The organism is uncultured Campylobacter sp., assembly GCF_937959485.1.
Taxonomy (GTDB): Bacteria; Campylobacterota; Campylobacteria; order Campylobacterales; family Campylobacteraceae; genus Campylobacter_B.
In genome coordinates this window covers 239,602-254,697 of the sequence record NZ_CALGPY010000005.1, presented here as the reverse complement: position 1 = coordinate 254,697, position 15,096 = coordinate 239,602, and the positions used below count along the sequence as shown (strand labels likewise).

The 15,096-nt window shown below is 43.0% G+C and carries 15 protein-coding genes and 1 other RNA gene; 4 read left to right on the top strand and 12 right to left on the bottom strand.

Going from position 1 to position 15,096, the window contains the following annotated elements:
- Nucleotides 1–60 precede the first annotated feature (60 nt).
- On the bottom strand, nucleotides 61–1,863 hold the full coding sequence (gene typA / locus Q0380_RS03175; protein WP_298960077.1) for a translational GTPase TypA: 1,803 nt from the start codon (nucleotides 1,861–1,863) through the stop codon (nucleotides 61–63).
- A gap of 64 nt (nucleotides 1,864–1,927) precedes the next feature.
- Complete coding sequence (locus Q0380_RS03170; RefSeq protein WP_297901478.1) at nucleotides 1,928–2,347, bottom strand: hypothetical protein; 420 nt, start codon at nucleotides 2,345–2,347, stop codon at nucleotides 1,928–1,930.
- A gap of 47 nt (nucleotides 2,348–2,394) precedes the next feature.
- On the opposite strand from Q0380_RS03170, the gene ffs reads away from it, so the two are divergent.
- Nucleotides 2,395–2,492, top strand: an RNA gene (ffs, locus tag Q0380_RS03165) — signal recognition particle sRNA small type.
- 3 nt (nucleotides 2,493–2,495) lie between these two features.
- Here ffs and Q0380_RS03160 read toward each other — a convergent pair.
- From Q0380_RS03160 to dnaA, 6 genes are all read right to left on the bottom strand, one after another.
- Complete coding sequence (locus Q0380_RS03160; protein WP_298960073.1) at nucleotides 2,496–3,731, bottom strand: HD domain-containing protein; 1,236 nt, start codon at nucleotides 3,729–3,731, stop codon at nucleotides 2,496–2,498.
- Nucleotides 3,728–4,108 carry a preQ(1) synthase gene (gene queF / locus Q0380_RS03155; protein ID WP_298960071.1) on the bottom strand — a complete coding sequence of 127 codons (381 nt, stop codon included), beginning with the start codon at nucleotides 4,106–4,108 and terminating at the stop codon, nucleotides 3,728–3,730. The genes Q0380_RS03160 and queF overlap by 4 nt, the downstream gene beginning before the upstream one ends.
- Entirely contained in the window at nucleotides 4,108–5,532 is a 1,425-nt protein-coding gene (locus tag Q0380_RS03150; protein WP_298960067.1) for an EAL domain-containing protein, read from the bottom strand. Before Q0380_RS03150 ends, queF begins: the two co-directional genes overlap by 1 nt.
- Nucleotides 5,533–7,845, bottom strand: coding sequence for a DNA topoisomerase (ATP-hydrolyzing) subunit B (gyrB, locus tag Q0380_RS03145; protein ID WP_298960065.1), 2,313 nt, complete (start codon nucleotides 7,843–7,845; stop codon nucleotides 5,533–5,535).
- 9 nt (nucleotides 7,846–7,854) lie between these two features.
- Nucleotides 7,855–8,934, bottom strand: coding sequence for a DNA polymerase III subunit beta (gene dnaN, locus Q0380_RS03140; RefSeq protein WP_298960061.1), 1,080 nt, complete (start codon nucleotides 8,932–8,934; stop codon nucleotides 7,855–7,857).
- 155 nt (nucleotides 8,935–9,089) lie between these two features.
- Nucleotides 9,090–10,418 carry a chromosomal replication initiator protein DnaA gene (gene dnaA, locus Q0380_RS03135; RefSeq protein ID WP_298960058.1) on the bottom strand — a complete coding sequence of 443 codons (1,329 nt, stop codon included), beginning with the start codon at nucleotides 10,416–10,418 and terminating at the stop codon, nucleotides 9,090–9,092.
- A gap of 110 nt (nucleotides 10,419–10,528) precedes the next feature.
- On the opposite strand from dnaA, the gene ruvC reads away from it, so the two are divergent.
- From ruvC to Q0380_RS03120, 3 genes are read left to right on the top strand one after another with little or no spacing between them, the layout of a single operon-like run.
- Nucleotides 10,529–11,008, top strand: a complete 480-nt coding sequence (gene ruvC / locus Q0380_RS03130; protein WP_298960055.1) for a crossover junction endodeoxyribonuclease RuvC — start codon at nucleotides 10,529–10,531, stop codon at nucleotides 11,006–11,008.
- A gap of 9 nt (nucleotides 11,009–11,017) precedes the next feature.
- A complete protein-coding gene (locus Q0380_RS03125; protein ID WP_298960052.1) occupies nucleotides 11,018–11,824 on the top strand; it encodes a nitrilase-related carbon-nitrogen hydrolase in 807 nt (268 codons plus the stop codon).
- Entirely contained in the window at nucleotides 11,824–12,351 is a 528-nt protein-coding gene (locus Q0380_RS03120; protein WP_298960050.1) for an isochorismatase family cysteine hydrolase, read from the top strand. The genes Q0380_RS03125 and Q0380_RS03120 overlap by 1 nt, the downstream gene beginning before the upstream one ends.
- Nucleotides 12,352–12,483: 132 nt before the next feature.
- On the opposite strand, the gene nhaA is transcribed toward Q0380_RS03120, so the two are convergent.
- The 4 genes from nhaA to lspA all read right to left on the bottom strand — a co-directional run bounded on the left by nhaA (nucleotide 12,484) and on the right by lspA (nucleotide 15,004).
- Nucleotides 12,484–13,647, bottom strand: coding sequence for a Na+/H+ antiporter NhaA (gene nhaA / locus Q0380_RS03115; protein WP_298960047.1), 1,164 nt, complete (start codon nucleotides 13,645–13,647; stop codon nucleotides 12,484–12,486).
- Nucleotides 13,648–13,712: 65 nt separating this feature from the next.
- Nucleotides 13,713–14,153: a CopD family protein gene (locus Q0380_RS03110; RefSeq protein ID WP_297964227.1), complete on the bottom strand. Its 441-nt coding sequence runs from the start codon at nucleotides 14,151–14,153 to the stop codon at nucleotides 13,713–13,715.
- Between the two features lie 10 nt (nucleotides 14,154–14,163).
- Nucleotides 14,164–14,556, bottom strand: coding sequence for an SHOCT domain-containing protein (locus Q0380_RS03105; protein ID WP_298960044.1), 393 nt, complete (start codon nucleotides 14,554–14,556; stop codon nucleotides 14,164–14,166).
- On the bottom strand, nucleotides 14,543–15,004 hold the full coding sequence (lspA, locus tag Q0380_RS03100; protein ID WP_298960041.1) for a signal peptidase II: 462 nt from the start codon (nucleotides 15,002–15,004) through the stop codon (nucleotides 14,543–14,545). Before lspA ends, Q0380_RS03105 begins: the two co-directional genes overlap by 14 nt.
- Nucleotides 15,005–15,096 lie beyond the last annotated feature (92 nt).

The window sequence follows — 15,096 nt, the reverse complement described above, 5'->3', positions numbered from 1 at the left end:
AAAGGCGTGAAATTTAAAAGCTAAATTTCACGCCGAATTTTAAAATTTCATTTTGAAATTCTATTTTTTAGCCATTCGTCTGCGCGTCGTAGGATCCAGGTATCGCTTACGCACGCGGATATTTACGGGCGTAACCTCCACAAGCTCATCCTCCTCGATCCACTCCAGCGCGCGCTCTAAATTTAATGCTCGCGGCGGCACGAGCTTGATCGCATCGTCGCTGCCGCTGGCGCGGACGTTGGTTAAATTTTTACCCTTGATCGGATTGACGTCCAGATCGTTCGGGCGGCTGTGCTCGCCGATGATCATGCCCAGATAAACCTTCGCCTGCGGAGCAATAAAAAGCACGCCGCGATCTTGCAGATTCCACAGGCTGTATCCTAGCGCTACTCCGTTTTCCATGCTCACGAGCGCGCCGTTTTGTCGCTTCTCGACCGCGCCGATGAAGGGGCGAAATTCCAAAAAGCTATGATTCATCACCCCTTCGCCGCGAGTATCGGTCAAAAACTGCGAGCGAAAGCCGATAAGACCGCGCGCCGGGATCTCAAACTCCATACGCGTCTGCCCGTCGCCGGTAGGGTTCATCACCTTCATCTCGGCCTTTTTGCGGCCGAGCTTTTCGATGACGGTGCCGGTGCAATCATCGGGCGCGTCGATAACTAAGTGCTCGAAGGGCTCACATTTGATGCCGTCGATCTCTTTGATGATAACTTCTGGGCGCCCGAGGCAGAACTCAAAGCCCTCGCGGCGCATATTCTCGGCCAAAATCGTGATCTGCAGCTCGCCGCGACCGCTTACTTTAAATTTACCCTCGCCCACGTTTTCATAGCGCATCGCGATGTTGGTTTTCATCTCCGCTTCCAAGCGCTCGTCGATCTTATTTGAGGTTACGAATTTGCCCTCCGTGCCCGCCAGCGGTCCGTCATTTACGCTAAAAATTACGCTAAGGGTGGGCTCTTCGATATGTAGCGCATCAAGCGGAATCGGATTATTGGGATCTACGATACTATCGCCTACGTCAAGCGCGTCAAAGCCAGCGATCGCTACGATGTCGCCGGTGCCTGCCGCGTCGATGTCGGTGCGCTCAAGCCCGTTAAAACCGATGAGCTTTGAAATTCTACCATTTATATGCGTGCCGTCGGCTTTGGCTAGCATAACGCTTTGGTTTTTGTTTATCGTGCCGTTGAAAATCCTAGCGATGCCAATCTTGCCTACGTAGTTATCGTAATCGAGCGTGAAAACCTGCAGCTGCAAAGGATTATCGTCGCTACCGCTCGGGGTAGGGACGTGAGAGATAATCGTCTCAAAAAGCGGCTTCATATCGGCGCTTTCGTCACTTAAATCGTATTTTGCATAGCCGTTTTTAGCCGCGGCGTAGATGACGGGAAACTCGAGCTGCTCGTCGTTTGCGTCAAGCGCTACGAAAAGATCAAAAATTTCATTTACCACGCGGTCCGGATCGGCTGCGGGCTTGTCGATTTTGTTTACGACTACGATAGGTCTGAGCCCTAAAGATAGTGCCTTTTTTACGACAAATTTTGTCTGCGGCATGACGCCTTCTTGCGCGTCGACGAGCAAAAGCACGCCGTCTACCATCTTTAGCACGCGCTCGACCTCGCCGCCGAAATCGGCATGGCCCGGAGTGTCAATGATGTTGATTTTAACGCCGCCGTAGTGGATGGCGGTATTTTTGGATAGGATCGTAATACCGCGCTCGCGCTCGATGTCGTTGCTATCCATCACGCGCTCGCCGACTTCTTGGTGATTACCAAATGTGCCGGACTGTTTTAAAAGCTCATCTACGATAGTGGTCTTGCCGTGATCGACGTGCGCGATAACCGCAATATTTCTGATATTTTCCAAATTTTTCTCCGTTTGCTATTTTAAAGGCTGACGATTATACTAAAAAAATTCTTAAGATAAAAATTTACGAGTACTCTTTGACTTCGCAGACAAAAAACTCATAAACGCGCTGTTGGATTAGTGCATCCTCGTCATCATCTCCGATCAGACGGCGCAGATGCGAAAAATCGATCTTTTTGATATATTTTTTGTTGTTTTTGATATCTCTGTCGATCTCTTTTAGAAGCGAGTCTAAATTTAAACTTTTATAGGTTTTCGCCTTTAAGATATACTCTTTTACGATGGAAACAAGCACGCCGATGCGCTGCTCGTCGCCCGGATAAATTTCGCCCGCTATATCTTTGATCACGTCGTAATCCTCGTCGGTCTGCTTCTTTTTGGCAAGCAGCATCGCGGCAAAAATTTTGGCTCTAAACTCGATAGAGCGATGATGAGGGATAAAGACCTCACGAAATACGGATAAAAGATGATTTTTGAAATTCATTTATAACCTTAGTTTAAGAAACATTTCCATATAATCCCGTTTGCCCTTTCTTAGACCTGTGCAATGCTTTTTTTAGGCACCGCTTCAGGGTAGGAATACAGCAGAGCACTTAGATCTCGCATGTGCCGCAGCTATCTGGGAAGGGGTTTTACAAATCGATCCTATTAAGCCCGAAATGCTCTTTGAAATCCTCGCAAACACTCTGAAAATCAACGCCTTCGATTTTCGGCTTGGCTTTGAAAAACTCTAACATCGAATTATACCCACTAAGCAACTCCTTGCTTTTCACGCCGTAGCTGATCGAAATCCCCGCCTCGAAAAACGCCGCTAGTTTATCGCAATACTTAAGCGCCTTGCCGTCGATTGCGCGAAATTTATCTTCATTAAACATCTTTAGGCTGCCTTCTGCAAATTTAGGCTCCTTGCCTAGCTCGAAAGTGCGATTTTCAAACTCGTCTTTTATAAATTTACCGCCCTCTTTGCGGATACCTAAAATATAACTGAAATCATCTCTCATATGCTCGGGCACAAAGGGTAAAATTTTATCGTCTATTAGCCGCATCTCATATTCGCTAATGATGTCGCTAAGGCCCTTGACGCCGTATTTTACGGGGCTAATGATGTCGCGAGTTAGGCTTTCGGGCAAATCATGAAATAGCGCGCAGAAAAAATTATACGCCGTGCGCGAGCGGCACGCATCCACTTCAAGCGAAAAAAAGTAGCTTAAAATCGCAACTACCAGCATGTGTCCAAGCACCGATGTCTCAGGGATGCGCGGCGTCTGCGCCCAGCGCTTTTGAAAACGAAGTCTGCCGCTAAGATCGACTATGCGAGCAAGTTTTTTATTCATCACGATCTTTCGCACGCCGATTAGCTCGTAATAATCCTCGAGCTCCTCCTCGACCTTGGCTTTTAGCTCCTCGATGTCGTTTAGAAACTGACTCGTTTGATAGACGATATTAAATTCCCAGCGCGTAGAAAGGTAGCTCGCCGCCTTTAAGATCACGGCTTCTTTCTTATGATCCTTGGAATTTAGATATTTTTTAAATCGCTCGAAAAAAGCGCCATTTTGAATAGGCAAAAGATCGCTTTCCAGGACACTTAGAACCCATTCGTTGATCTTTTTTTTCTTGGTTTTTTGGATCTGATGAAAAACGTCCGGGCGAATATCGGTTACGACGATGCGCGCTAAAAACTCGAAAATCCCTGCTTCTATCACATAGTTGATATCCACATCGCGCTCAAAGCTAGCGATGAAATAAGCGATGATAAATTTATGCGCCTGTTTGTCGAGCTCGACTAGACTTACCATCTTTGGGTAATCGTTCCAGCGGCTAATGCTTGCGGATTTAAAAATTTGTTCGACTAAATTTGAGCTTATCATCGGTAAATTTGATCCGAGTTTATTTTGATTACGGTGTGGACATTGCCGCGCGGATTAAAATCGCCCGTGATTTTCATAAATTTAGGCTTTAATTTGCTTTGCAATGCGCCATAAATTTCATTTATGCTATCTTCGTGGCTAATATAGCGATTCATAAAGGAATTTATGTAAAGTTTGATAGCTTTAAGTTCGACTACGAGCTTGTCCGGGATATATTCCAAATAGATCGTCGCAAAATCCGGATAGCCCGAGCGCGGACAGCGGCAGCAAAACTCAGGTAGGGTTATTTTTATCAGATAATCGTGCTCCTGTTTATTGGGCCAAACTTCCATCTTTTCTATGTCAAATTTCTCAATTTCCTCTTCGCCGTATCTCACTATGATCTCCTTAAATTCGATATATCGTTCGGCTTTTCGACGCAAAATCCCTGAATATAATCGATGCCCATTTTATAAAGCTGCATTTGAAATTCCTCTTTGTCGATGAAGCGCATTACGGTTTTGACGCCCGATTTCGCACAGGCTTCGTTGATGCCTATAAAGATATTTTTAATCTTTTCATCGTCTAAATTTTTATTAAATTCTATGTCGTAAACGATAAAATCCACTTCTAAAAATTTTAAATATTCAAAGCTTGCGTTTGAGCCGCCAAACTGCGACAGCGCGAAGCTAAATCCGAGTTCGCGGAATTTAATCAAAATTTCATCAAAGCGCTTGATCTCAGAATAGATAAGCTTTTCGTTAAACTCAAACACGATCTTTTTCGGATCGATTAGATTATTATCGATGAGCTTTAAAATTTCATTGCGAAACTCGTTATTTCGCAGCGTCTGAGGCATAATCTCGATAAAAATTTTAGCGTCGATATCCTTAAAATAGATGATTCTAGAAATTTGCCTCATCATCGAAATATCGTATTTAATATCGTAATGATTTAGAAGCAAAATATCTAAAATTCTACTTTTTGTGATCTTTTCGCCGCTTCGCAGATCAAGCTTTGGAATCAAATTTATATGTGATTTCACGCCGTTTTTATCTGCGACGCGCTGATATTTAAAACTGAAATTTTCACTATCGATCGCTTCCATTACGTCGGCGGAAAATACGTCGATTAGTACCTTCTCAACGTCGATCGCCTTCTCGCCGTGCTCTTCGTCGTCCAGGTGATTTATCTTATAAAATAGAGCATTTACGATATTATTTAGATTGCGATCATATGAGCTTGGAAGCATTGTAAATTCGCTTTTTATCTCTACATTTTTAATCGTTTGACTTGAAATTTTATGCTCAAACATCCGCAAAATATGGCTTAAATTTGTAGCTTTCGATTCCACTCCGAATACGAAGTAGCCGTTTATAAAGCGACCGATCGGAAGGTCCTTAAAGCCCTGTTCCGCCATAAAATTTGAAAGTTCCTTACAATACTCATATAAAATTTCATCGCCGTTTTTATATCCGTATCGATCGTTTATGTCGATGATATTTTTAATTCGCAAAAGCACGATATTTATTTGACGATTTTTGGCTAGATCGTTGCTCAAAATTTTCTCGATCTCCTCGCGCACAAACACATGCGTAACGGGATCGATCAGTGTCTTTTGAAAGCCGAAGTAAATTTGATAAATGACATAATAAACATAGCAGATTAAAAGTATTAAAAATAAAATTACATCGTCAAATTTAAACTCGCCGTTTCGGAACAAAATAATTCCGAAAACAATCAAAACGCAGGTAAACGGCACCGAAATTTTAAGTGCCGTTATGAAACGATTTTCGCGCTCTTTGGTCTCACTAAATAGCATCTAAACGTCCAAATGTTTTACATCTTTTGCATGATCTTGGATGTAATTTCGGCGCGGCTCGACCTCGTCGCCCATAAAAAGATTAAAGGTATCGCTAGCACTCTGCGCATCGGCGATATTTATTTTTAGTAACCTTCTATTTTCAGGGCTCATAGTGGTTTCCCAAAGCTGCTCCGGATTCATCTCTCCAAGACCTTTATAGCGCTGAATATAAGCGCCTTTTTTCGAGCTTTTTTCGATTTCGTCTAAAATTTCAATAAAATCCTTGCCAAAGCTTACATCCCGCTCTTTGATCTTAGAATAAACTCTGATCGCCTCTTCAAAGATATAATTGCCGAATAAATTCTCATCTATCACGAGCTGTTCTAAGCCGCTCGGCGTCTGGACATAAATTCTAATGCCTTCATCATTTACGTAGGAATTTAAGATGTTAAATCCTTCACTCTCTAGGCGCGGTTTTAAAATTTTAAATAGTTCCTCGTAGCCTAGGCTTCGCGCTTCGTCGTTTTCTATCAAAAATCTGATCGCGCTAAGCACGCTGAAGCGCTTTTTAAGCTCATTTAGAAGAGAGCGGTAGTTTGAAACGATTTTTAGGTAATCGATCAGATCCTCGTTGCCGATGCCTTCAAACTCGCCCATATCGATGCCCGTTTCGATTAAAAACTCGCTAAGCGCCTTTTCGTCTTTTAGGTAAATTTCTTTTTTGCCCTTTTTATATCTAAAAAGCGGCGGCTGTGCTAGATAAACATAGCCGTTTTCGACAACAGGGCGTAAAAATCTAAAGAAAAATGTTAAAAGCAGCGTCTGGATATGGCTGCCGTCGACGTCTGCGTCCGTCATAATGATGATTTTATGATAGCGGAGTTTCTCTTCGTTAAATTCCTCTCCGATACCGCAACCAAAGGCCGTGATCATATTTTTAATCTCTTCGGATTGCAAAATTCTATCCAGGCGCGCCTTTTCTACGTTTAAAATTTTACCTCTAAGCGGCAGGATCGCTTGAAACACGCGGTCTCTTCCCTGCTTTGCCGAACCGCCCGCACTATCGCCCTCGACTAGATAAATTTCACTGATGCTTGCATCCTTACTCTGACAATCGGCTAGCTTTCCTGGAAGGGTGCCGACGGAATTTATATTGTCTTTTTTGCGCGTTAGATCGCGCGCTTTTTTCGCTGCTTCGCGACCGCGCGCGGCCAAAAGAACCTTATTCATAATGGCGCGCGCTTCGATCGGATTTTCTTCAAAATACTTACTAAGCACCTCAAACGCCATCTTTTGCACGATCGGCTTAACGTAGCTGGAGCCCAACTTACCTTTAGTTTGTCCTTCAAACTGCGGCTCGGGAACCTTTACGCTAATTACCGCGATAAGTCCCTCGCGAACGTCGTCGCCGGTGATCTTCGTGTCCTTTTCGCGCGCAGCCGCATTTGCCGCGACGTAATTTGTTATCGCGCGCGTAAGACCCGCTCTAAAACCAGCCTCGTGAGTACCGCCGTCTGGAGTTTTGATATTATTTACGAAGCTTAGCAGTTTTTCCTCATATCTTTCGTTATACATCAACGCAAAATCCACCATAACATCTTCCGCGCCGTCGCTAAACGATACGGCTTTGGATATAGGAGCGGCTTTATTCATATCGTTTACGAAGCTTTCCAAACCGCCTTCAAAATGAAAGTGCTCGTCCCTGCCCGTGCGGTTATCTTTAAAATTTATCGTGATTTTTGGATTTAGATACGCTAGCTCGCGAAATCTTTTTGATAAAATTTCATCATCAAATTCTAAAATTTCAAAAATTTCGCCGTCGGGCCAAAACTCGATCGTAGTGCCCGTACGATTAGTAGTTTTTATCTTTTCAAGCTCGGTAGTAGGAATTCCTTTGGCAAATTCTTGTCTATAAATATTTCCGTCACGTTTGATCGTAGCAACGAGCTTTTTTGAAAGCGCATTTACAACGCTAACGCCAACGCCGTGCAGACCGCCGGAGACTTTATAAGTGTCTTTGTCAAATTTACCGCCTGCGTGAAGCACCGTAAGAACCACCGTCGCTGCAGGAATTTTTTCAGTCGGGTGTATATCGACGGGGATTCCACGACCGTTATCGTTAACGATGCAGCTTCCCTCACTCGTGATCTCGACGTCGATTATGTCGCAGTACCCTGCCATCGCCTCATCGATCGAATTATCTACAACCTCATAAATCATATGATGAAGCCCACCGATATTGGTGTCTCCGATATACATTCCAGGGCGCTTTCTAACAGCCTCAAGACCTTTTAAAACTTTAATATTACTGGCGCCGTAATTTTGTTTCATAATTTTCCTTTAAATATTATTTATCGGCATAACGACTGTTTTTAAGCCGTCCGCGCTAAGTACGAACGCCGTATCGGAGCTGTTAAAATCAAGCTCAAAAATTTCACTCTCAATATTACTTAAAAAATCAAGCAGAAAGCGGTTTTTCACGCCAAAAACTATCTCGCCGTTTATCTCGATCGCCGCTTCAATTTCGGTCTTTGCCTCAGAATTATCCTCATTAATGCTCTCAAAAATCATTCCGTCCTTTTTAATAGTAACCTTCATCTCCTCACACATCGCGTTTATCGCTCGCACGCCGCTTACCATCTTATCGCGCGGAATTGAAATTTTATATGCCGTATCGCTTGGGATCACGCGCTCGTAGTTTGGAAATTTGCCGTTTATAAGCTTCGTAAAAAACTCAAAATTCTCGCTTACCGCTAGCAGCACGTTTTCGTCGTAATAAATTTTAATCTTGTCCGAAAATAGCTTTTGAATTTCTCCTATTGCCTTTTTAGGGATTAAAATTTTAGTATCTAGCTCGCCCGCTTTTGACTGAGTGATCAGCTTATAAACGCTAAGTCGTTTAGTATCGGTCCCGACTAAATTTAAAAAGCCCTCTTTTACGTCGATCAAAGCTCCGTTTAGCTCATATTTTGGGTTGTTGGTGTCGATCGAAGGATAGATCTTTTTAAGGCTTCTGCCTAAAATTCCAGCATTTACGTCAAAGCTGTTTTTGCCCTCTATCGTAGGAAAGTTTGGAAAATCCCTCGTTTCAAACATCGGAAGCTTATACTTGGATTTTTTTTGCTTCACAAATAGTGCTCCGTTAACGGTTTCTAAAGTAACGCTATCGTCGCTTAGGCCTTTTATGACGCTAAGAAGCTTACCTCCGTTTGCCGTGGCTTCTCCTTCCATTTCTATTGAGATATTTTGTAAATTATAGCTGAGACCAATTTCATGATCGGTAGCTTTTATACTAAAAATCCCTCCCTTAGCGGTTATTAGTAGGTGAGAGGTTATCGAGCTTAGATCTTTTTTATCAAGATAGGAGCTCGTACTGGAAACTATCTCTTCTAAGAGTTTTTTGGCGATTACGACCTTCATATTTTATCCTTTTAAAATTTTATCGTTGTAGTAGTTGGTAAGCGGTTTTTGTGAAAAACTCATCCTAAAGCTCGTCTTTAGGCGGTTCATCTCGTGAGTAAGTAGTTTTGTTTTATTCACTTTCATTCACCTTTTTTGCTTTATTTTCATAAAGTTTAAATTTCATTCTTATCCTTTTTGGTTATTTTGTTTTTTAGCTCTTCGATCTTTATCTTTAACATCTCGTCGGTTTGGATGAGCTCGTTGATTTTTTTGATATTTTTGCTAATGGCGCTGTGGTCTTTTAGATTAAAAAACGTTGCGATTTTCGGCATTGAGTTTTGAGTTAACTGTTTGGTTAGATATATGCAAATTTGGCGCGCTTCGACGACGTTTTTAGCTCGCGTTTTACTCTTTAGCTCGCTAGGTTTTACGTTTAGTTCTTTTGAGATTACCTCTATGACGTGTTCGAGGCTCACGCTTAAATATTTTTGATGGATCTGATCTTGAAGTGTACTTTTGGTAAATTCCAGCGTGATCTTTGTGCGAAGTATTGAGGAATAGGCATTTAGTTTATTAATCGCACCTTCGATCTCTCGGATATTATCACCCATATTTGCAGCAATATATTCTACGACGTCGTGTGGAATTCTAACGCGATTTTCCTCACTTTTTTTATTGATGATGGCGATTTTAGTTTCTAGATCCGGCGGGGTTATGTTTGCTATTATGCCGCTTTCGAATCGCGTTGTGAGGCGACTTTCAAAGCCTTTTAAAAATTTCGGCGGCAGATCGTTAGTAAGGACGATTTGGCAGTTTTTGTCTTTCAGCTCGTTAAACGTATAAAAAAGCTCCTCTTGAGCTTTATCACGCCCGATTAAAAACTGAATGTCATCGATGAGTAAAACGTCGCAGTTACGGTATTTTTGCTTAAATTTATCGATCGAGTTGTTTTTGAGATTAAAGACGAAATCATTAGCAAACTGCTCGCTGGTGACGCAAATGACGGTCTTTCCCTTTTTGATACAGTAATTTCCGATTGATTGAAGCAGGTGAGTTTTTCCAAGCCCGCTAGGCCCGTAGATAAAGAGCGGATTAAAGCGAATTCCTGGCTCTTTTGCGACAGATACCGAACACTCGAAGGCAAATTTATTTGAATCGCCGATGATAAAATTTTCGAAGTTGTAATTTTCGCTTAAAATAGTGCTTTTAGGCTTTTCGGAGATGATTTTTACCTTTTCTTTCGGCGAAATTTTAGCCTTTGAGGTGATTTTGACGATCACGTCGTTAAGCCCAAACTGTTTTTTGATAAGCTCTTTTATCTTCGTGCCGTATTTTGTCTGCGCGTATTTGGCGATAAACTCGTTAGTTGCGTTGTAGATAAAAAATTCCGGTGTCGAATTTTTATCGTTAAATTTCAAATTTTTAATGTATCTAGAGTATTCGGTAGGTAAAATTTCCTTCTCTAAATTCGATAAAATTTCTTGTGCTTGCGACGTCGCCATAAAATTCCCTTGCAAATTAGATTAAGATTTTAGCTAAATTTCGCTAAATTTGCGGTAAATTTAAGTTTATTCACTTGTGATTAAGCCGTGAATAAGCGTGAAAGAGGATTATGAAAATTTTAGGAATCGATCCCGGAACTAGAAATTTAGGCTATGCGATTTTGGAAAAAGATGTGAATAAAATCACCCTTATAGAGGCGGGATTAGTGAAAATGAAGGCTGAAAACGTGCAATTTCAAATGACGCAGATGAGCGAGGCGATCGATCAAATTTTTAGCGCTCATAATATTGATGAGGTCGCGATAGAATCGATGTTTTACGCCTACAATCCGCAGTCTGTTTTAAAGCTCGCTCAGTTTCGCGGCGCGCTGGCTCTTAAAATTTTACAAATTTTTGGTAATTTTGCCGAATACACGCCGCTTCAGATAAAAAAATCGGTCACAGGAAAGGCGAAGGCGGCGAAGGAGCAGGTCGCCTTCATGGTAAAGCGGATTTTAGGGATTAATAAAGAGATCAAACCGCTCGACGTTACCGATGCCATCGCCGTTGCGCTCACGCACGCTCACGCGATGCGCCGGGCGCCTAGATAGGAGAAAGAGTTGAAAATAGCAATCTTGCAAATGAACGTAAAGCTCGCCTCTACTGCCGCGGATTGCGAGCAAAATTTTATCCGCGCGCGCGGGCTGATCGATCGCACGTTAAAATGCGGCGCGGACGTAGCGGTACTGCCAGAGGCCTTTAACACGGGCTTTTGCGTGCAAAATTTCAAGCGCTTAGCCGACGCGGGATCTGCGCGAACGAAGGGATTTTTAAGCGAAATTTCGCAAAACTGCGGCGCTGTTTTAATAGGCGGATCGATAAGCTCCGAGCGAGATAAAATTTATAATTCTGCTTTCGTCTATCAAAACGGAGCCGAAATTTTACGCTACGACAAGATCCACGCTTTCTCACTCGCTCGCGAAAACGAGATCGTAAGCGGCGGCGATAGGTTGGGCATTTGCGAGATAAAATTTCAAAATCGCGCGCTTAAAATCGGCATCGCGATCTGCTACGATCTGCGCTTCGGTGAAATTTTTCGCGCCTTGGCGCTTCGCGGCGCGCAGATTGTTTTTGTGATCGCGCAGTTTGCGCAAAGCCGCATAGAGCATTTTATCACGCTTGCGAAAGCCCGCGCGATCGAAAATCAAATTTTTATCTGCGCGGTAAACGGCTGCGGCGATACGGGGCAGGGCGAGAGTTTCGGCGGAAATTCCATGCTGATTGGTCCGGGAGGTGAGATCGTCGCGCGCTTAGGCAAAAAAGAGGCTATCAAGATCGCTCGAGCGGATTTAGATGAAATTTTAAAATTTCGCGCTAAAATGGATCTTTTAAAAGATATGAAACCTGAAATTTATAAGGAGTTTTGATGAAAACTTTGGTATTTGTGATCGATATGCTAAACGGCTTCGTAAAATTCGGCGCGATGGCCGATCCTAGCATAGCAAAGATCGCTCCTGCCGTGCTTAAACAGATTGAGGCGGCTAAAAATGTGCATTTTATCTGCGATGCTCACGCCGAGCGGGATTTGGAGATGAAGCGCTATCCGATCCACTGCCTAGCTGGCTCGCCCGAAGCGGATGTAATTGAGGAGCTAGCGCCCTACGTAAGCGAGCAAAACGTCACTTTTAAGCGCAGCACGAACGGCTTTCATAATTTGGATAAAAAAATCCTAGACGGCTTCGATCGCTTTGTGATTACGGGCTGTTGCACCGACATCTGCGTGATGCAGTTTGCCCTTAGCCTGCGCACCTATCTCAACGAAACGGGAAAGGATAAGGACGTCATTGTTCCGCGAGGTGCGGTAGCTACCTACGATGCGCCGAACCATGAGCGCGGCTACTACGACGAATGTGCGCTAAGCCTAATGCAAAATGCGGGAATTTTGGTAGTTTAAGCTGTACTTAGATTAAACAGAATTTCAAGCTAAATTTTCTAGATTATAAATTTTAAAATTTAGAGCCGCTCTTAGAATTTTGAAATTTTGTGTTGCTCGTAAAATTTTAAAATTTTAATCTTTTTATGAAATTTAGCTTTGTTTTACTGCGACTGCTTTTGCGACGAAAAATCCAACTACCCCGGAAATTATCGAGCCTAAAAATACCGCGAGCTTGTCCGTGTAATGATACATATCGCTACCGCCGTATGCGAGGCCATCGACGAAAAGTGCCATCGTAAAGCCGATACCACAGATAATTGCCACGGCGTAAAGCTGTGGCCAGCCCGCGTTTTCGGGCATGTAGGCGATTTTGGCTTTGATTAAGATCCAGCTGAAAGCAAAAATCCCGATCTGTTTGCCGAAAAATAATCCAAGCATAATGCCCATCGGTACGGGACCGAAAAGAAAGCTAGGACTGATGCCCGCTAGCGATACGCCTGCGTTTGTAAAGGCAAAGATCGGTAGGATGAAGAAATTTACTGGGTAGGCTAGGCCGTGCTCCATATCCTTTAGCATAGAGCCCGAGCGGGTCTTAAGCGGGATGCAAAAGCCCGCAAGCACTCCTGCGATGGTCGCGTGGATGCCAGAGTTTAGTACCATCACCCACAGCACGACGGCTACGATGATAAACGGAAGCTTTTTATCAACGCCAAGTCTGCTCATCGCTAGCATTATTGCGACACAGGCAGCCGCGCCGCCTAGATAGATTGCGTTTATGGTAGAGGAATAAAACAAAGCGATGATTAAAATTGCACACAGATCGTCCATTATCGCAAGCGTCAAAACGAAAATTTTAAGGCTAGCCGGGATTTTTTTGCCTAAAAGTGCCATCACGCCCACGGCAAAGGCGATATCGGTCGCCGTTGGGATCGCCCAGCCCTTCATCGCGACGGCATCGCCCCAGTTGATGATCGAAAATATGATCGCAGGCATCATTACTCCGCCCAGAGCCGCGAAGCTAGGAAGTAAAATTTGAGAGAAATGGCGCAGCTGCCCTTCGATTTTTTCGCGCTTAAGCTCAAGTCCAATGGCAAAGAAAAATATCGCCATAAGCACGTCGTTTACTAAAAAATGCATCGATTCGTCAAGTTTCGCAGAACCCACACCTATGGTGAAGCTTAGATGTAAAAATGCCTCATAGTATTTAGATAAAAAGCTTACGTTTTGAGCTATGATCGCAAAAACCGCGGATAGAAGTAATATAACGCCGGCGCTACTTTCGCTTGATAAAATTTTCTTAATGATATGTTGCACATGCTTCCTTTAAAAATTTTGCCTTAATTTTATGCAAATTTTAATTAAATTTTTATCAAAACGGGCTAGTTGCTCGGTAAATTCGGCATTATTAGCATTGCATAAAGTATTATAAACATTATGATCGTAGGGCCTTCGTTGATCGCACGGAAGTATTTTCCGCTCCTGTGACACTCGTTTTTTTCAAATTTATACATATAATAATACAGCCACAAATGATAACAGATTAGCAAAACTCCGGCTAGTAATTTTATATGAAAATATCCCATTTTCATAAGCCCCGGATTTAAAATGATAAGCATCACGCCGCTAAAAACCGTCACCGCCATTGCTATCCAGCCGATCGCGTGATACAGCATCCGCTCCATCTTTTTAACGACCTTTACGAAATCCGGCTTGTCTAAATTTTCAGCGTGATATACATACAGACGTGGCATGTAAAACAGCATCGCCATCCATGAAATAAAGCCCGCAAAATGGATAAATTTAAACCAATAGTAACTCATTTTAGCCTCCTTAATCTCTCATTAAAATTTCTTTTCGCGCTTCGAATTCCTCTTTGGAAATCGCGCCTTTTTGATACAGCTCATAAAGTGCATCGACCTTTTTCAGACGCTGTTCGTAGTCGTCCTCCTCCGTCTCGCTTGCAAAAGCATTTAAATCTTCCACCCAAATTCCTACGAAAAATATATCTAGCAAAATCCAAATTCCCCAAATCGCCCAAAACAAAAAGCCCACTAAAAACCATAGTGTAAAACTTCCCAGCCAAAATAGCGCGATTTGAGCAAATCCGCTGATAAATTTGCCGCAATAAATTCTATGCAGTCCGCCGCCGATCGGCATAGCTGCGATCCACGAAAACGCACCTAAAAACCAAAGCGCGTAAGCGATATAATTATTTCTCTTCATTTTTCTCCTTTTTTGCGGTGCGTAAGCCCTGAAAAATAAAAATCACGACGGCCAGATCTATCATCACGTCGGCGAAATTAAACACCGCAAACTCAAACCACTTATGCCACGCGACATAATCCACAACGCCGCCGCGAATAAAGCGATCGAGCAAATTTGAACAACCTCCCGCGAGCATCAGCGCAAACGGCATCCAATGCTCGCAAAAGAGCTTTTTATGACAAAATACATACGCCGCAAGTACTGAGATCAGCGCGATCTGGATAAATTTTAAATTTTCGCCCAAAAACGCAAACATCGAAAACGCAACGCCGCGGTTAAGCGTAAGCTCTAGCGAAAAAAACTCTCCCTGCCATGAAAAGCCGTTTAAAAACAGAAGTTTTATCGCTTGATCGATCGCAAAGATCACCGCAAAAAGTAGGATAAATTTAATACAGGTATTAGCCATCTCGCAGCCTAAATTTAAATATGTAAAGCCTGCATTTTTTGTCCGCGCCTTTTGTACCGAGCCATGAGCTTGTCGCGCCGTAAAATTTCACC